This is a genomic window from Tropicibacter sp. S64 (assembly GCF_049803835.1).
Classification (GTDB): Bacteria; Pseudomonadota; Alphaproteobacteria; order Rhodobacterales; family Rhodobacteraceae; genus Pacificoceanicola.
Map to the genome: position 1 here is coordinate 60,075 of NZ_JBNAGK010000012.1, position 15,457 is coordinate 75,531.

General features: G+C 64.9%; 17 protein-coding genes and 1 tRNA gene. 9 read left to right on the forward strand and 9 right to left on the reverse strand.

The features are described 5' to 3' along the window. Window positions 1–154: 154 nt before the first annotated feature. Both ACP159_RS18680 and ACP159_RS18685 read right to left on the reverse strand, forming a co-directional pair. The gene (locus ACP159_RS18680; protein WP_425101230.1) at window positions 155–730 is read right to left on the reverse strand and encodes a YceI family protein; all 576 of its coding nucleotides are present in this window, start codon (window positions 728–730) and stop codon (window positions 155–157) included. Window positions 731–871: 141 nt separating this feature from the next. Then, window positions 872–1,108: a hypothetical protein gene (locus ACP159_RS18685; protein WP_425101231.1), complete on the reverse strand. Its 237-nt coding sequence runs from the start codon at window positions 1,106–1,108 to the stop codon at window positions 872–874. Between the two features lie 335 nt (window positions 1,109–1,443). On the opposite strand from ACP159_RS18685, the gene rpsF reads away from it, so the two are divergent. From rpsF to ACP159_RS18705, 4 genes are all read left to right on the forward strand, one after another. Continuing rightward, window positions 1,444–1,800 (forward strand): 30S ribosomal protein S6, encoded by a 357-nt coding sequence (gene rpsF / locus ACP159_RS18690; RefSeq protein WP_425101232.1) that lies wholly within the window; start codon window positions 1,444–1,446, stop codon window positions 1,798–1,800. 24 nt (window positions 1,801–1,824) lie between these two features. Continuing rightward, window positions 1,825–2,052, forward strand: coding sequence for a 30S ribosomal protein S18 (rpsR, locus tag ACP159_RS18695; protein WP_425101233.1), 228 nt, complete (start codon window positions 1,825–1,827; stop codon window positions 2,050–2,052). A gap of 12 nt (window positions 2,053–2,064) precedes the next feature. Further along, window positions 2,065–2,676, forward strand: a complete 612-nt coding sequence (gene rplI, locus ACP159_RS18700) for a 50S ribosomal protein L9 (RefSeq protein WP_425101234.1) — start codon at window positions 2,065–2,067, stop codon at window positions 2,674–2,676. A gap of 184 nt (window positions 2,677–2,860) precedes the next feature. After that, a complete protein-coding gene (locus tag ACP159_RS18705; RefSeq protein ID WP_425101235.1) occupies window positions 2,861–4,258 on the forward strand; it encodes a methyl-accepting chemotaxis protein in 1,398 nt (465 codons plus the stop codon). Between the two features lie 93 nt (window positions 4,259–4,351). Here ACP159_RS18705 and tig read toward each other — a convergent pair whose 3' ends face one another. The 5 genes from tig to ltnD form a co-directional block, all read right to left on the reverse strand. Beyond that, on the reverse strand, window positions 4,352–5,683 hold the full coding sequence (tig, locus tag ACP159_RS18710) for a trigger factor (RefSeq protein WP_425101236.1): 1,332 nt from the start codon (window positions 5,681–5,683) through the stop codon (window positions 4,352–4,354). Between the two features lie 145 nt (window positions 5,684–5,828). Beyond that, window positions 5,829–6,584 (reverse strand): hydroxypyruvate isomerase family protein, encoded by a 756-nt coding sequence (locus ACP159_RS18715; RefSeq protein WP_425101237.1) that lies wholly within the window; start codon window positions 6,582–6,584, stop codon window positions 5,829–5,831. After that, complete coding sequence (locus ACP159_RS18720; RefSeq protein WP_425101238.1) at window positions 6,581–7,225, reverse strand: aldolase; 645 nt, start codon at window positions 7,223–7,225, stop codon at window positions 6,581–6,583. The genes ACP159_RS18715 and ACP159_RS18720 overlap by 4 nt, the downstream gene beginning before the upstream one ends. After that, window positions 7,222–8,460: a 3-oxo-tetronate kinase gene (otnK, locus tag ACP159_RS18725; RefSeq protein ID WP_425101239.1), complete on the reverse strand. Its 1,239-nt coding sequence runs from the start codon at window positions 8,458–8,460 to the stop codon at window positions 7,222–7,224. The genes ACP159_RS18720 and otnK overlap by 4 nt, the downstream gene beginning before the upstream one ends. Further along, window positions 8,457–9,359, reverse strand: a complete 903-nt coding sequence (gene ltnD / locus ACP159_RS18730; protein ID WP_425101240.1) for an L-threonate dehydrogenase — start codon at window positions 9,357–9,359, stop codon at window positions 8,457–8,459. Before ltnD ends, otnK begins: the two co-directional genes overlap by 4 nt. A gap of 165 nt (window positions 9,360–9,524) precedes the next feature. Here ltnD and ACP159_RS18735 point away from each other — a divergent pair, with 165 nt between their 5' ends. Together ACP159_RS18735 and ACP159_RS18740 are read left to right on the forward strand one after the other, a co-directional pair. After that, a complete protein-coding gene (locus ACP159_RS18735) occupies window positions 9,525–9,875 on the forward strand; it encodes an ArsR/SmtB family transcription factor (RefSeq protein WP_425101241.1) in 351 nt (116 codons plus the stop codon). 5 nt (window positions 9,876–9,880) lie between these two features. After that, entirely contained in the window at window positions 9,881–10,414 is a 534-nt protein-coding gene (locus ACP159_RS18740; RefSeq protein WP_425101242.1) for an SRPBCC family protein, read from the forward strand. A gap of 193 nt (window positions 10,415–10,607) precedes the next feature. Here the strand turns inward: ACP159_RS18740 and ACP159_RS18745 are convergent. Then, window positions 10,608–10,692: transfer RNA gene (locus ACP159_RS18745), tRNA-Leu, on the reverse strand. A gap of 381 nt (window positions 10,693–11,073) precedes the next feature. Between ACP159_RS18745 and ACP159_RS18750 the strand changes: the two genes are divergently transcribed. After that, on the forward strand, window positions 11,074–11,586 hold the full coding sequence (locus ACP159_RS18750) for a Hint domain-containing protein (protein WP_425101243.1): 513 nt from the start codon (window positions 11,074–11,076) through the stop codon (window positions 11,584–11,586). Window positions 11,587–11,697: 111 nt separating this feature from the next. On the opposite strand, the gene ACP159_RS18755 is transcribed toward ACP159_RS18750, so the two are convergent. Next, a complete protein-coding gene (locus ACP159_RS18755) occupies window positions 11,698–13,287 on the reverse strand; it encodes an NAD(P)H-hydrate dehydratase (RefSeq protein ID WP_425101244.1) in 1,590 nt (529 codons plus the stop codon). Window positions 13,288–13,461: 174 nt separating this feature from the next. On the opposite strand from ACP159_RS18755, the gene ACP159_RS18760 reads away from it, so the two are divergent. Then, complete coding sequence (locus ACP159_RS18760; protein WP_425101245.1) at window positions 13,462–13,800, forward strand: P-II family nitrogen regulator; 339 nt, start codon at window positions 13,462–13,464, stop codon at window positions 13,798–13,800. A 104-nt stretch (window positions 13,801–13,904) separates the two neighbouring features. After that, window positions 13,905–15,311 carry a type I glutamate--ammonia ligase gene (glnA, locus tag ACP159_RS18765; protein ID WP_425101246.1) on the forward strand — a complete coding sequence of 469 codons (1,407 nt, stop codon included), beginning with the start codon at window positions 13,905–13,907 and terminating at the stop codon, window positions 15,309–15,311. Window positions 15,312–15,457 lie beyond the last annotated feature (146 nt).

Genomic DNA, 15,457 nt, shown 5'->3' on the forward strand with positions numbered 1-15,457 from the left:
GGCGGGTGCTGCAAAGTCCTTCGACGGGCTTTGCAGAACTCTTCGAAGAGTTTTGCACGAGGCCCCTGTCGGGGCCTCGCAGGTCGGTGGGGCCCCAGCCGGGGCCTCGCAGGTCGGTGGGGCCCCCTGCCGGGGACCCGCCTTTTGGAGTGGATCACTCCGCCGGGGTGGCTTCGACGGAAATATAGACCTCAACTTCGTCGCTCACGTAGGGCGCGAACATGCCGAGGTCGAACTCGGAACGGGTCAGCGTGGTGGTTGCCTCGAACCCGGCCCAGGGCTTGCCCTCCATCGGGTGGTCCATCTCCTGCGTCAGTGTCGCGTCCAGCACGACAGGCTTGGTCACGCCGTTCAGGGTCAGATCGCCGGTGATTTTCGCGGTGGTCTCGCCGGTCACTTCGATGCCGGTGGAGGAGAAGGTCACCAGTTCGCTGTCATCCTCGGCGCCGAAGAAGTCGCCGGACATGAAGTGTTCGAAGCGGGCTTCCCAGCCGGTCAGCATGGTGCGCACCGGGAAGGAGACGGTGACGGAGGAGGCCGCCGGGTCTTCCTTGTTCCAGGAAATCTGGCCCTCGAAGCCGGAGAACATGCCGTAGGTGGTCGAATAGCCGAGGTGGTTGTAGTGGAAGACAACCTGGCTGTGGCTCGGGTCGAGCACGTAGACGGTGGCTTCGGAGGCAAAGGCGGGGGTGGCAGCGGCAAGCGCGGCGGCAAGGAAAAGCGGTTTCATGTCAGGGCCCTCGATTGGCGTGGAAAACATGAGAGCGATATTGATGCTGCGGGTGCAGCATGCAATTCCGCGACCCTCCACAGGGTCTGTGTATTTGCGAACGGATCGCGCGGGCGATGGTGCGCAAACGGCGGCGCGTGGTCAGCAGCGGCGGGCGCGGACCAGCAGGGAACAGCCTGCAACGAACAGAAGGACCGAGACCCAGAGCTTGAGCAGCGAGACCGAGGGCAGGCCGTGGCTGGCCAGGGTCAGCCACAGGACAAACGCGGAGAGACAGAGCGCAAGACCGAGGCAGCCCAGCAGGAGCGAGAGGAAAAACCCCGAAAGGGAGACTTCGACCGGGGTGCGGCGGCGGACGTCGGCGGCGAGCGTGCTCATGGCGGAGGCTCCTTCGAGGGAAACAATGTGAAGCAGGATCAGGCTCTGTTCCAAAACGGGCATCAATGCGGCGCAGGCGGGGTCATGTTGTGCCGGATCGGCCGCCCCATTCGGTCCCCCACCCCGGCCCTCCCCGTCCCGGGGAGGGAGACCGCGCGCGACCTGCGGCCTTGTGCACCATGTCCCCTGCCCCGCAAGGCTTGCGCCGCCTTGCGATCCGTGCAATACGGCGCAACCTTTCGCGACTTTGCTTGAACCGCGCAGTCTCTCGTGGACCGGGGCGAAAGGGACACCCGGCCCTATGAAATGCGCCTTGATAAAAGAACGGAGATCGCATGCCGCTGTATGAGCATGTCATGATCGCGCGTCAGGATCTGTCCAACGCGCAGGCCGAAGGCCTTGTCGAACACTTCAGCGCAGTCCTCACCGACAACGGCGGCAAGGTCGTCGAGTCCGAGTACTGGGGCGTGAAGACCATGGCCTACAAGATCAACAAGAACCGCAAGGGCCACTATGCCTTCCTGAAGACCGACGCGCCCTCCGCCGCGGTTCAGGAAATGGAGCGCCTGATGGGTCTGCACGACGACGTGATGCGCGTCCTGACCATCAAGGTCGACGCCCACGAGGACGGCCCCTCCGTCCAGATGCAGAAGCGCGACGAGCGCGAACCGCGCCGCGAACGCCGCAACTGATCCCCGGGACACAGGAGTTAAACCATGGCCGCAAAACCGTTTTTCCGCCGCCGCAAGGTCTGCCCCTTCTCGGGCGACAACGCACCCAAGATCGACTACAAGGACACGAAGCTCCTGCAGCGCTACATTTCCGAGCGCGGCAAGATCGTCCCCTCCCGCATCACCGCCGTCTCGGCGAAGAAGCAGCGTGAACTCGCCCGCGCCATCAAGCGCGCCCGCTTCCTCGCCCTGCTGCCCTATGCCGTGAACTAAGGAGCGAAAACCATGCAAGTGATCCTTCTGGAACGCGTGGCCAAGCTGGGCCAGATGGGCGACGTCGTCGACGTCAAGCCCGGCTTCGCGCGCAACTACCTGCTGCTGCAGGGCAAGGCGCTGACCGCCTCGAAAGAGAACATCGCCTCCTTCGAAGAGCGCAAGGCGCAGCTCGAGGCCCGCAACCTGGAGACCCGCAAGGAGGCAGAGGCCCTGGCCGACCGTCTCGGCGGCCAGCAGTTCGTCGTGATTCGCCAGGCCTCTGACGGTGGCAACCTCTACGGCTCCGTCACCACCCGTGACGCCGCCGAAGTGGCAACCGCCGAGGGCTTCTCGCTCGACCGCAAGCAGGTCATCATCCGCCAGCCGATCAAGGTCCTTGGTCTGCACGAGGTCGAGGTGCACCTGCACCCCGAGGTGATGGTCACCATCTCCCTCAACGTCGCGCGCTCGCCCGAAGAGGCCGAGCTGCAGGCCTCCGGCAAGTCCATCCAGGAACTGGCCGCCGAGGAAGAGGCACAGGCCGAATTCGAGATCTCCGAACTGTTCGACGACATCGGTGCTGCCGCCGACGACGAGGATTCGGGCATCGTCGAGACGCCGGAAGGCCGTTCGGACGCCTGATCGCCCCCGGGTTCCCAATCCGGCCGGGATATCAACCGCCGCGCAGACCACTGCGCGGCGGTTTTTCTTTTGTTCCCTCTGCGCGACTCGGGCGCTGCGCACGCAATCCGCGACAATTAGGCATTTGGTTAGAATTTGAGATTATCAAATGCATCCATACTTCACCTTTCAGCCGGAGCTTGGGATGCGACTATTTGGGACGAAGACGAACACACAACTGAAGCTGGCCAGTGGCGAGCCGGTCACTCAGGGGTCTGTCGCCTTGATCGACATGGTCTTGCAGACCCAGGCCGTGATCTGGTTTCAGACGGACGGGACGATCATCGACGCGAACAAGAACTTCCTTGGTGCCGTTGGCTATGCGCGCGAAGAAATCGTCGGCAACAACCATTCGATGTTCGTCACCTCCGACTACCGCAAAAGCAAGGAGTACGCCGCCTTCTGGGAGTCGCTGCGCGCAGGTGAGGTGTTCACGGATCGCTTCGCGAGGGTCAGGAAGGACGGCAGCCTGCTCTGGTTGCTGGCAACCTACGCGCCGGTCCGGGATGCCCAGGGGCAGATCAACGGCGTGGTGAAGATCGCAACGGATGTCACCCCCCGGCAAAAGGCCATCGAAACCATCGCCGCCGGACTGGAGCACCTGCGGAACGGCAATCTCGGTCATCGCGTGGCGTCGTCGCGCGAGCCGGACCTGAACGCGATCTGCGAGGCGTTCAACGCCGCGGCCAGCCAGCTCGAGGAGCTTGTCGATGGCGTCAAATCCGCATCCGCCCGGATCAGCGAAAGCGGCAGCAAGATCGGCACCGCATCCGAAGCGCTCTCCACCCGGACGGAGACGCAGGCCGCTACGCTGGAGGAGACCGCCGCCGCGGTGGAGGAACTGACCTCCAACGCGGCCACCGCGGCGGAGAATGCCCGGAACGTCACCGATATCGCCGTGGAGACGCAGGAGGCTGCGAAGAAAGGCGGCCAGGTGGTGGACGACGTGATTGCGGCGATGACCCGGATTTCCAAATCCTCCGGTGAAATCAGCCAGATCATCACCGTGATCGAGGATCTCGCCTTCCAGACCAACCTGCTGTCGCTCAACGCCGGGGTCGAGGCGGCCCGCGCCGGGAACGCGGGGCGCGGTTTTGCCGTGGTCGCCTCCGAAGTCCGGGCCCTGGCACAGCGCTCGGCGGACAGCGCCCGGGACATCAAGTCGCTCATCACCGAAAGCTCGGAGCACGTGGCCGGTGGTGTGGACCTGGTGCAGCGGGCCAACACCGAACTCAGCACGATCTTCGACCGGGTCGGCACGATCACCAACAATATCAAGGAGATCGCGGGCGGGCTGAAGGAACAGTCGGCGACGCTGACAGAGATCAACACCGCCGTGGCGGAACTTGACGTGGTGACCCAGCGCAACGCCGCGATGGTGCTGGAGAACATGACGATCAGCAAGACGCTCTCCTCGGATACCGAGGCGCTGTTCGACCAGGTGGCGGTCTTCCAGACGTCGCAGGGCAAGATGCACGCCGGTGGCTGGACCCACGCCCGGCCCGAGCACAGCCAGGCCGGAATGCTGGCGGAGACCTTCTGACCCCCGGCTCCCGGCCCCCCATGTCCCGGAAAGAGGAAAGCCGCCCCTAGGGGCGGCTTTCTCAATTCTCCGGAACCCGAAAGCGCGGTCAGGTCACTCTTCGTCGAGCGCCTCGACGGCCTTCTGCAGCTCTTCCTTGGAGACCTCTTTCTCGGTCACCTGGGCGCCCTCCGCGATGTGGTCGATGACCTTGTCCTCGAAGATCGGCGCGCGCAACTGCTGCTGCATTTGCTGGTTCTGGCGCACGAAATCGAAGAACGCGCGTTCCTGGCCCGGGTACTGACGCGCCTGCGCCATCACCGCCTGGGTCATCTCGGCGTCGGTCACCTCGACCTCGGCTTTCTGGCCGATCTCGGCGAGCAGCAGGCCAAGGCGCACGCGGCGAACCGCCAGCTTGGTGTGCTCCTCGGTCGGCTCGATCTCGCCGTGGTCATGGCCGTGATCGTCCGGGTGCTCCTCGTGGTAAAGCTGGTGGGCGATCTGCTTCGCCTCCGCCTCGACGAGGCTCGGCGGCAGGTCGAAGGACACCAGACCGTCCAGCTCATCGAGCAGCGCGCGCTTCATCACGGCGCGGGCCGCGCCGGTGTACTCGTGCTCGAGCCGCTCGCGGATCTGGGCTTTCAGCGCCTCGAGGTCCTCGGCACCGAACTTCTGCGCCAGCGCATCGTCGATCTGCGCCTCGGCGGGGGCCTTCACAGCCTTGACCTTGCACTCGAAGACGGCGTCCTTGCCGGCGAGGTTTTCCGCGCCGTACTCCTCCGGGAACTTCACCTCGACGTTCTTCTCGTCGCCAGCCTTGAGCCCGACGAGCTGCTCCTCGAAGCCCGGAATGAACGAGCCGGAGCCGAGCACCAGCGGATAATCCTCCGCCGCGCCGCCGTCGAAGGCTTCGCCATCGACCTTGCCGAGGAAGTCGATGGTGACCTGGTCACCGTCCTGCGCGGCTTCGCCCTCGGCGCGATCCTCGAAGGACTGCGCGGTCTTGGCGAGGTCGGCGAGGGCTTCGTCGACGGAGGCGTCGTCAGCCTTGGCGACCAGCTTCTCGATCTTGATGCCGGAGAAATCGATCTCCGGCACCTGCGGCAGCGCCTCGTAGGACATCTCGACCTGAACGTCGTCGCCTTCTTTCCAGTCCTCGTTGGTCATCTTGACCTGCGGCTGCAGCGCCGGGCGGTCGCCGGAGTCCTCGAAGTGCTTGTTCATGGCGCCGTCGATGGCTTCCTGCATCGACTCGCCCAGAAGGCGCTGGCCGAACTGCTTCTTCAGCAGCGGCATCGGCACCTTGCCCTTGCGGAAGCCCTTCATCTCGATCTCGGGCTGGGCCTCGGCGAGCTTCTCGTTGACCTTGGCGTCCAGCTCGGCGGCCGTCACGGTGATCGCGTAGCCGCGCTTCAGACCGTCGTTCAGAGTCTCGGTGACCTGCATGTTTTCCTCTTTGTCCTTATCGGCACGGGCCGCCAGGCGTGGTGGCCCCGGTTCAAAATCTGCGTTCTTCTAAGCACCGAAGGGGGTCGGCGCAAGGTGATTCATGGGGTTTGGCGCCGCTCGGCGCGTGACGGGTCCGGCACGGTCAACCGCGCAGGGCGTCCATCCAGCCCAGCGTCTCGCCCGTGGGCCGTCCGGGCTTGTATTCCGCGCCAAGCGGGCGGGTCCAGCCAGCGGCTGCGATCTGCGCGAAGATGTGCGCGAAGTTCAGCTCGCCCTGGTCCGGTATGCCACGATCCGGGACGGAGGCGAACTGGACGTGGCCGACGAGAGGCTGAAGGGCTCTGAACCGCGTGGTGACGTCGCCCTCGGTGCGGCCGATGTGATAGCAGTCGAACATCAGTTTGACGTTGGGTTTGCCGGTTTCCGCGATGATCTCGCGCGCCTGATCGGTCGTCGTCAGGAAATAGTTCGGCGCGTCGTGGCGGTTCAGCGGCTCGATGAGGATCGTCAGGTCCGGTGCACGGTCCGCCGCGTAGCACAGGTTTTCAACGAAGGTGGCATGCGCCTGCGGCCCGGTGGCAAAACCTGCCATGACATGCACCGCCCCTGCGCCGATTTCCTTCGCATAATCCAGCGCCTGGTCGATGGCGGCGCGGGCCTCCGTCTCGCGGCCCGGCAGCGCGGCGAGACCGTTTTCCCCGGGATTGCCCCGGATGGTGTTGATGCCGAGCATGGCGAGGCCGGTCTCTTCCAGCGCCTGTCTCGTTTCGGCGGCAGGGGTGTCGTAGGGCCAGTGGCATTCGACCGCGTCGAACCCGGCGGATTTGGCGGCGCGGATGGCATCGGGGAGCGGCAGGTCCTGCCAGAGGAAGCCGAGGTTGGCGGAAAACTGTCTCATGCGTCCCACTCCACGTTGAATTTGGTTACCAGTGCCTGCACTTGGCCCGCGTCAAGGCCACGGGCATTCATGCCACGGGTCATCAGGGCGAGTTTCGCTGTCGCTTCAAGCTCTTCGATGGCGTTGCAGGCCGCTTCGACGTCCTTGCCCGCCACGACAGGCCCGTGATTGGCCAGCATGACGGCGGAGCGCTTGCCCGCGAGGCCCCGGACAGCCTCTCCCATCGCCGGATCGCCGGGGAGGAAGAAGGGCAGCAGCTTGACGCGGCCCAGTTGCATGATGCCGTAGGGGGTGAGCGGCGGCAGGAAGTTGTCTTCGTCCACGTCGAGCATGGAGAGCGCGACGGAATGGCAGGAATGCAGATGCACCACCGCCCCGGCCGTGCTCCGCGTGTCGTAGAAGGCGGCGTGCAGCGGCATCTCCTTGGTCGGCTTGTCGCCGCCGATATGGGCACCTGCTGCATCAAATCGGGCCAATCGTGCCGGATCGAGCCGTCCGAAGCTGGTGCCGGTGGGCGAAACGAGCAGGCCGCCGTCCTCGGTCCGGGCCGAGATGTTGCCGGTGCTGCCGTGGGTCAGGCCGCGATCGAAGAGGGACTTGGCCAGCGTGCAAAGTTGCTCGCGCAGTTTGCTCTCGCTCATGACCGCCCCGCCAGCAACGCGTCCGCCTTGGCGAAGAAGTCCTCCGCGCCGAAGTTTCCGGACTTGAGGGCGACGACGAGGTTCTCTCCCGCGCGGAGTGCCGGAACACCCGGGTCGATCTCGGGCCCGATCTCCAGCGTGTCGAGCGCCAGACCTTCGACGATGGCCCCCGAGGTCTCGCCGCCTGCGGTGATCACGCGGGTGAAGCCTCTGGCGACGCATAGCCGGGCGACCTCGGCGAAGAGACCTTCGAGCGCTTCCGAGGCCCTCTCCCGCCCGTATTCCGCCTGCACCGCCTTCACCGTCTCGGGATCGGCGGAGGAGTAGATCAGCGGCAGGCCGTCCTGCGCCTCGGCCCAGTCCGCCAGATCGGAGGCCGTCACCCGGCCTTCGAGCACATCCGCCGCCAGCACCTCGCGGGCGGGGCTGTGTTCTTTATGCTTCTCGACCTGCGCGCGCGTGGCGATGGAACAGGAGCCGGAGAGCGCAACCGCCCTGCCCGCCTGCCCCTGCCACGGCGCTGCGCCCGCGGTGCAGCCGAAGTTCGCAGGCAAGCCGAGCGCCACGCCGGAGCCGCCAGTGATCAGCGGCAAGCCCTTGGCGGCCTTGCCGATTTCCAGGAGGTCCTCGTCGCGGATGGCATCCACGACGATCAGGCGATGGCCTTTCTGATCCTCGGCAAACAGCGCCTCGGCAATGGCCTCATGCCCCTGAAACACGGTCTGCGCCGCCACATGGCCGACGGTTCCGGTGGTCTGCGGCGCCAGCCAGCGGCGCAGGTCCGCGTCCGTCATCGGCGTCAGCGGATGGTTCTGCATGCCGCTTTCATTGAGCAGCGTGTCCTTGACGAAGAGATGCCCCTGGTAGACCGAGCGCCCGGTGCCGGGAAAGGCGGGGCAGACGATGACCATGGTGGCGTTCAAAGCATCGGCCAGCGCGTCCGCCACCGGGCCGATGTTGCCTTCGGCAGTGGAATCGAAGGTCGAGCAGTATTTGAAGAAGATCTGCTCGCAGCCTTGGGACAGCAGCCAGTCAAGCGCCTCGAGAGACAGGCGCACCGCCTCCGCCGGGTCGATGGAGCGGGATTTGAGCGCCACGACGCCAGCCTGCACGTCCACCCCCGCGTCTCCACTCGGGACACCGGTATATTGCACGACTTTCATGCCGCCCTTGGCCAGCGTGTTGGCAAGGTCGGAGGAGCCAGTGAAATCGTCGCCGATGCAGCCCAGTTTCATGCGTCTTCTCCCGGCAGGGTAAGGCCCGCATTGCGGGCATAGACCTTCGCCACGGCGGCGTCATCCTCGCCGCCCAGCCCCATGCCCTGCGCGGCAAGATACTGCTGCATGGCGGCGGCGGTGATCGGGGCGGAGAACTTCGCCGATTTGGCGATGTCGAGAACGATGCCGAGGTCCTTCGGCCAGATGTTCACCGAACTGTGCGGCGTGTAATCGCCGTTTACGATATGCGGCGCGCGGTTTTCCAGCATCCAGCTGGTCCCAGCGCATTTGCTGATGACCTCGACGAACTTGTCCGGGCTCACGCCCTGCGTCATGCCGAAGGTCAGCGCCTCGGCCATGGCGGCGATATGCACGCCCGCGAGAAGCTGGTTCACCGCCTTCATGGCGCTGCCCGATCCGGCTTCGTCCCCCAGTTCGAAGACCGTCGCCGCGCAGGCGTCCAGCACCGGCCGCGCCGCCGCAAAGGCCTCTGCCGTGCCCGAGGCCATGATCGACAGCTGCCCCTGCGCCGCCTTCACCGAGCCGCCAGAAATCGGTGCGTCGAGATAAAACACGCCGCTCTGAGCGCAACGCGCCGCCATGGCGCGGGCAAAATCTGGCGGCACCGTGGCGCAGGCGAGAACCACCGCGCCGGGTTTCAGGAGTGGCACGACGCCACCTTCGCCGAAGAGCACCGCTTCCGTCTGCGCCGCGTTGAGGACCACGACGGTGACCGCGTCCAGCGATCCCGCCACGTCCACCAAGGGTCCGGACGCCCCGCCCTCGCCCGCGAACCGCTCCATGACCTTCGGGTTGATGTCGAAGCCGTGGCAGGTCAGCCCGGCGCGCAGCTGCGACTGCGCCATGCCGTAGCCCATGGAGCCAAGGCCGATGACGGCTGTTGTCGTTTTGCTCATGCGAATTCTCCTCCGGCAGCGGGCAGCCTGCAGGCCGCCGCGTTATCGCTATCGCATAAGGGTTCCAGCCCGGGTGTCAATCAAATGGTATACCAGACGCCGGCCTGCACACATCATTCAACATTTTAGTTGACTGATGAAGGGCAAGATGGTTCAATCAACTTCATGGTTGAATCACAAAAATCCCTCGACACCGTCTTCCACGCCCTGGGAGACGCCACCCGCCGCCAGATGCTGGCGGCCCTGGCTGGCGGCGAACGCACGGTCTCGGAGCTCGCAGAGCCCTTCGACATCTCGCTCGCCGCCGCCTCGAAGCACGTGAAGGCGCTGGAAAAGGCCGGCCTGCTGACGCGTGAGATCCGCTGGCGGACGCACGTCTGCCAGCTGGCGCCGGGCCCCCTCGCCGAGGCGCACGCCTGGCTGGACAGCTACGCCCGGTTCTGGACCGACCGCCTCGATGCTCTCGACGCGCTGCTGCGGGACGACGACGCGCATTCCCCTTCGAAACAGGAGTAAACCCATTGAATACGCTAGTAGAAATAGACCCATACGCACAGCTGACAGGCCCGACGACGCTGGTCATCAACCGCCTTCTGCCCGGCCCGCGCGACCGGGTCTGGCGTTACATCACGCAAAGCGACCTGCGCGCCAAATGGCTGGCCTCCGGGGAGATGCCGCTGGAACCCGGAGCGGAGTTCTCACTGACCTGGAACAATGGCGAGATCGGCGACCCGCCCGCCCCACGCGACACGCCGGTGGCGCCGCACACGATGGCCTGCCGGATGATCGAGGCCGACCCGCCGACCCGCCTGCACTACGAGTGGATCGACGTGGGCGATGTCACATTCGAGCTGTCGGACCACGCGGACGGCGTCCTGCTGACCCTCACCCACGCAAGGCTGACCACCGGCGCGAACCGGCTCAACGTGCTGGCCGGCTGGCATGCGCATTTCGAGGCGTTGGAGGCCGTCTGCGCCGGACGCCCCCGCGCGGACCTGATGACCCGCCATGCGGCCTTGAAACAAGAGTACGACGCACGCACCCGTCAAGGCTGACCCGAGCCCCAACCCGCACCAGCACCGCCCGGCATAGGCAAGACCGCGCTTCCCGCCTGCCAGACCGGCTCCGACGTGCCGCGCACCGAGCCGCATGGCGATGGATGGAACAAATGCAACGTGGTGCGGGTGAGAGGAGGCCCCTCGAACCAAACCGGCCTCAACTAGCCGAAGGCGGCAGGCCCAGAAAGAATGGTGCGGGTGGAGGGACTTGAACCCCCACGCCTTGCGGCGCCAGAACCTAAATCTGGTGCGTCTACCAATTTCGCCACACCCGCATCCGGCCCGGCGCGGGGCCGGGCGTGGCGCTCAATAGCAAAGGCCGCTGGCAAGGGCGAGTGGAAAATTCATTTCAAATTACGTGCAAAGACACGCAGCAGGATCCGGTGGATTTACCGGATCTTGCGAAGGCACGGGCAGGATCGGGCGCAACGACAAACCGGACTCCCACCATGACGGTAAACCGAACCAGACCGTGTTCACCACCAGCCTCTGCGCCGCAGCGCTCCGGACCCGGGGCGCCGTGGCCGGGTGATGCGGGAAAGACTCAGGCATCGGCCAATCCGGAACTGACACGAGAAACCGCTGACGTGGCCGGCGTATCGTGCTCTATTCATGGGAAAAAACCAGAAGCAGGCAGTGCGGCAGGACAACGATCCATGACTATCGACATCTCAGAGCAGCAGTTGCGGGCCAGCCCCGGCGACATCGGGACGACCGGGCGCGACATCCGGATCACGCCGGGGCGCAATGCGCTGGTGGCGGGGACCGTCATTCTGACCCTCGACGGGGCGCTGCCGGTGGAATTCATCGCGCCGGGCGATCGGGTGATCACGCGAGACAGCGGCGTCGCGGTGGTCCAGGCGTTGCTGCGGGGGCGTGACGTGCGGCGGTGCGTATCGGTCCGGGCGGGCTCGCTCGGCAATGCGCGACCGGATCGGGACGTGATCCTGACCGCAACGCAGGAGGTGCTTATCCGTGACTGGCGGGCGGCCGCCTTGTTCGGCAAGACACCCGCGCTGGTGGCGGCGGAGCGCCTTGTGGACGGTGCGTTCGTGCGCGACATCGGAGCGTGCGACATGGAGACCATCGCCGTGATCTTCGATGCCCCGCACATCGTCTATGCGGATGGCCTCGAGGTGGCGTCCGCAGTCTGGCACACGGACACCTGATCCCGCAAATATGGCATTATTGGAGAGGCGGTCCGATGCGGGCTGCCTTTTGCATTCCGGGGGTGCGGGGCTAAGCCCCGCCCTACGGCCCACCCGCGCAGGCTGGCGAGGTCACTGTCCCAACGACCGGAACACCTTCGGCAGTTCCTCGGGCAGGTCCTCGGCAATCAGGCCGGGGCCGAAGCTGCGGGCGCATTCCACATGCAGCCAAGCGGCGGTCTCGGCGGCCTGCATCGGATCGAACCCCCGGGCGAGCAGGCCGGTGATGAAGCCGGCGAGCACGTCGCCGGATCCGGCGGTGGCGAGCCAGGGGGCGGCGCGATCATAGACGGCAGCATTGACGGAACAGCGGCCATCGGGGGCGGCGATGACGGTGTCGGGGCCTTTGAAGAGGACGATACAGCCCGCGCGGGCCGCCGCCTCGCGGCAGGCGTCGACCTTGGAATAGGCGGGACCCTTCGTTGGTGTTTCGGTCAGTTTGTGCATGATATCGGGAAAGAGCCGCGCGAATTCGCCCATATGCGGGGTGATCACGCACGATCCGTGGAGTTTTGCGAACAGCACGCCCGGGTCGTCTTCGAATGCGCTCAGAGCATCGGCGTCCAGCACCGTAGGGCGGGGCTTTGCCCCGCACCCGCCCAAGGCAACCGGGACAAGCGCCTTCGCCCGCTCAAGCCCCATCCCCGGCCCGAGACAGAGCGCGTTCAGCCGGTCGTCGCTCAGTACCTCCGCGAGACCTTCCGCATCCTCCACCCGCCGCAGCATCAGCGCGGTGATCTGGGAGGCCACCTCCATCTGCGCCGCCCCCGGTACGCCTAGCGTCACAAGACCCGCGCCGATACGCAATGCGCCGCGCGCGGCAAGGCGGGCGGCACCGGTACAGCCGAAACCGCCGGCGAGGATTAGGGCGTGGCCGTGGGTGTATTTGTGCTCACTCGCCAACTTATCAATGCAGGCAGGTGCCCAGTCAATCGAAGTCACAATGCCTGACGAACGAGGAGCGGCGTCCTCCTCAATCCCTATGCTCTTGACCACGACTTTGCCGCTACTTTTTGGCCCCCAATCAAGAATTTGGCCCAGCTTCGCCGCGTGAAATGTCACAGTTAATTCTGCCGCTGCACAGTCCGGGAAATGCTCACAGCCGTTCGGTAAGACTCTTCCGCTGTCGGAACAAAGACCGGACGGCAGATCAATTGCGACGACTCGCGGAACGCCAAGAGCCCTGCGCTCACTCGGAGGCAGATCTAAGTCGTCCCAAAGCATGTCAAACAATTCAGGCACCTGTCCCCCAATAGGACGTGCCAAACCGGTTCCGAACAGGGCGTCCACCAAGAGGTCTGGTCCCGTGAAAGGCCCGTCCCACCAATCGTCAAATGATACGACATCTCCATCAAACCGCTCATAATTCAGCTTCGCATCCGGCGGCAACCTAGAGGGATCGCCGTAGAGAAACACCTCCACGTCCCAGCCCCGCTCCTTCAGCAAACGTGCCACCACAAACCCGTCGCCGCCGTTGTTGCCCGGACCGCAGAGCACCACGGCGCGGTGGCTTCCCTCTGCAAGCTCCGGCCATTCCTCGAAAACCGCCTCCACGACGCCCTGCCCGGCGCGTTCCATCAGCTCGAGGCCCGTCACGGCCCCCGAGGCAATTGCCGCCTGTTCGATGGCCCGCATCTGCGCCGCGGTGAGGAGTTCAGCCATTCTTAACCACCCTGCGATTCACTTTTGCCCAATTTTCAGGCAACACGCACATTTTCTGCACATGCCGATTTTTTCAGCACTTCCCTTGCGCTCAGATTGGCCCTATCGGATTGTGGGCGCCAGACAGAAATGATCTGCACGGGTCCAATCGCATTACGAGGAGACGGGAAGGCCATGAAGAAGATCGAGGCGATCATCAAGCCGTTCAAGCTCGACGAGGTCAAGGAAGCGCTGCAGGAGGCGGGCATCCAGGGTCTGAGTGTCGTCGAGGTCAAGGGCTTCGGCCGCCAGAAGGGCCACACCGAACTGTATCGCGGCGCCGAATACGTGGTCGATTTCCTGCCGAAGGTGAAGATCGAGACGGTTCTGGACGATGACCAGGTCGAAGGCGCCATCGAGGCGATCATAGGCGCGGCCAAGACCGACAAGATCGGCGACGGCAAGATCTTCGTCAGCCCCGTCGAACAGGCGATCCGCATCCGCACCGGCGAGAGCGGCTCGGACGCCCTGTGACGCCGTCCCGGGCCTGACCCGGGAGAGCACCGCAACCCATGAAGCCCGGGGCGACCCGGCGCTTTGCCAAGAACCCAAACATAAGCAATCAGGGGAATGATAAAATGAGCGCAAAGGACCTGCTCAAACTGATCAAGGACGAGGAAGTCGCCTATGTCGACATCCGCTTCACCGATCCGCGCGGCAAGCTGCAGCACGTGACCGTGATGGAAGACCAGGTGGACGAGGACTTCCTGGAAGAAGGCTTCATGTTCGACGGCTCGTCGATCGCCGGCTGGAAATCCATCGAAGCCTCCGACATGAAGCTGATGCCGGACTGCGACAGCGCCTACATCGACCCCTTCTATGCCGAGAAAACCGTCGCGATCCATTGCACCGTGGTCGAGCCGGACACCAACGAGCCCTATGACCGCGACCCGCGCGGCACCGCGCAGAAGGCCGAGGCCTACCTGAAGTCCTCCGGCATCGGCGACACCTCCTTCTGGGGTCCGGAAGCGGAATTCTTCCTGTTCGACGACGTCAAGTACGCCGTCACCCCGAACAAGGTCTCCTTCGAGATCGACGCCGACCACGCGGCGTGGAACACCGATGCAGAGTTCGAGATGGGCAACCTCGGCCACCGTCCGACCTACAAGGGCGGCTACTTCCCGGTGAACCCGATGGACGACGGCCAGGACATCCGCTCCGAGATGCTCTCGACCATGAAGCGCATGGGCATGAAGGTCGACAAGCACCACCACGAAGTGGCGACCTCGCAGCACGAACTCGGCCTGATCTTCGGCTCGCTGACTGAGCAGGCGGACCACCTGCAGAAGTACAAGTACGTGATCCACAACGTGGCGCACGCCTATGGCCGTTCGGCAACCTTCATGCCGAAGCCGATGGCCGGCGACAACGGCTCGGGCATGCACGTCAACATGTCGATCTGGAAGGACGGCAAGCCGCTCTTCGCCGGTGACAAGTACGCCGACCTCAGCCAGGAAGCGCTGTACTTCATTGGCGGCATCCTGACCCACGCCAAGGCTCTGAACGCCTTCACCAACCCGGGCACCAACTCCTACAAGCGCCTGATCCCCGGCTTCGAGGCCCCGGTTCTGCGCGCCTACTCCGCCCGCAACCGCTCGGGTTGCGTGCGTATTCCGTGGACCGAGAACCCGAAGGCCAAGCGCGTCGAAGCCCGCTTCCCCGATCCCTCGGCGAACCCCTACCTGTGCTTCGCGGCCCTGCTCATGGCTGGCCTCGACGGGATCAAGAACAAGATCGATCCGGGCGAAGCCATGGACAAGAACCTCTACGACCTGCCCGCAGAAGAGCTGGCCGGCATCCCGACCGTCTGCGGCTCGCTCCGCGAGGCGCTCGACGAGCTGCAGAAGGACATGGACTTCCTGCTCGCCGGTGACGTGTTCACCAAGGGCCAGATCGAAGGCTACATCGACCTGAAGATGGAAGAAGTGATCGCTTACGAGCACACGCCGCACCCGGTCGAGTACAAGCTGTACTACAGCTGCTGATCGGCACAGTCCGTATCAAGGGAAAGGGGCGCCTCGCGGGGCGCCCCTTTTTTATGGGCCGGTGGCAAGGCGATTCTCCCCCGCTGGCCAGCCGGACGGAAAACCACGTTGGCGCTGCCGCGATCCGGGCGCGCCCGACCCGGAAA

Bases quoted from the DNA above. Each gene is read 5' to 3' on its own strand.
- ACP159_RS18680 (WP_425101230.1), bottom strand. From the start codon at position 730: ATGAAACCGCTTTTCCTTGCCGCCGCGCTTGCCGCTGCCACCCCCGCC.
- ACP159_RS18715 (WP_425101237.1), bottom strand. From the start codon at position 6,584: ATGAGACAGTTTTCCGCCAACCTCGGCTTCCTCTGGCAGGACCTGCCG.
- ACP159_RS18705 (WP_425101235.1), top strand. From the start codon at position 2,861: ATGCGACTATTTGGGACGAAGACGAACACACAACTGAAGCTGGCCAGT.
- rpsR (WP_425101233.1), top strand. From the start codon at position 1,825: ATGGCCGCAAAACCGTTTTTCCGCCGCCGCAAGGTCTGCCCCTTCTCG.
- rplI (WP_425101234.1), top strand. From the start codon at position 2,065: ATGCAAGTGATCCTTCTGGAACGCGTGGCCAAGCTGGGCCAGATGGGC.
- ACP159_RS18720 (WP_425101238.1), bottom strand. From the start codon at position 7,225: ATGAGCGAGAGCAAACTGCGCGAGCAACTTTGCACGCTGGCCAAGTCC.
- ACP159_RS18750 (WP_425101243.1), top strand. From the start codon at position 11,074: ATGACTATCGACATCTCAGAGCAGCAGTTGCGGGCCAGCCCCGGCGAC.
- ltnD (WP_425101240.1), bottom strand. From the start codon at position 9,359: ATGAGCAAAACGACAACAGCCGTCATCGGCCTTGGCTCCATGGGCTAC.
- tig (WP_425101236.1), bottom strand. From the start codon at position 5,683: ATGCAGGTCACCGAGACTCTGAACGACGGTCTGAAGCGCGGCTACGCG.
- ACP159_RS18755 (WP_425101244.1), bottom strand. From the start codon at position 13,287: ATGGCTGAACTCCTCACCGCGGCGCAGATGCGGGCCATCGAACAGGCG.
- ACP159_RS18735 (WP_425101241.1), top strand. From the start codon at position 9,525: ATGGTTGAATCACAAAAATCCCTCGACACCGTCTTCCACGCCCTGGGA.
- ACP159_RS18760 (WP_425101245.1), top strand. From the start codon at position 13,462: ATGAAGAAGATCGAGGCGATCATCAAGCCGTTCAAGCTCGACGAGGTC.
- otnK (WP_425101239.1), bottom strand. From the start codon at position 8,460: ATGAAACTGGGCTGCATCGGCGACGATTTCACTGGCTCCTCCGACCTT.
- rpsF (WP_425101232.1), top strand. From the start codon at position 1,444: ATGCCGCTGTATGAGCATGTCATGATCGCGCGTCAGGATCTGTCCAAC.
- ACP159_RS18685 (WP_425101231.1), bottom strand. From the start codon at position 1,108: ATGAGCACGCTCGCCGCCGACGTCCGCCGCCGCACCCCGGTCGAAGTC.
- glnA (WP_425101246.1), top strand. From the start codon at position 13,905: ATGAGCGCAAAGGACCTGCTCAAACTGATCAAGGACGAGGAAGTCGCC.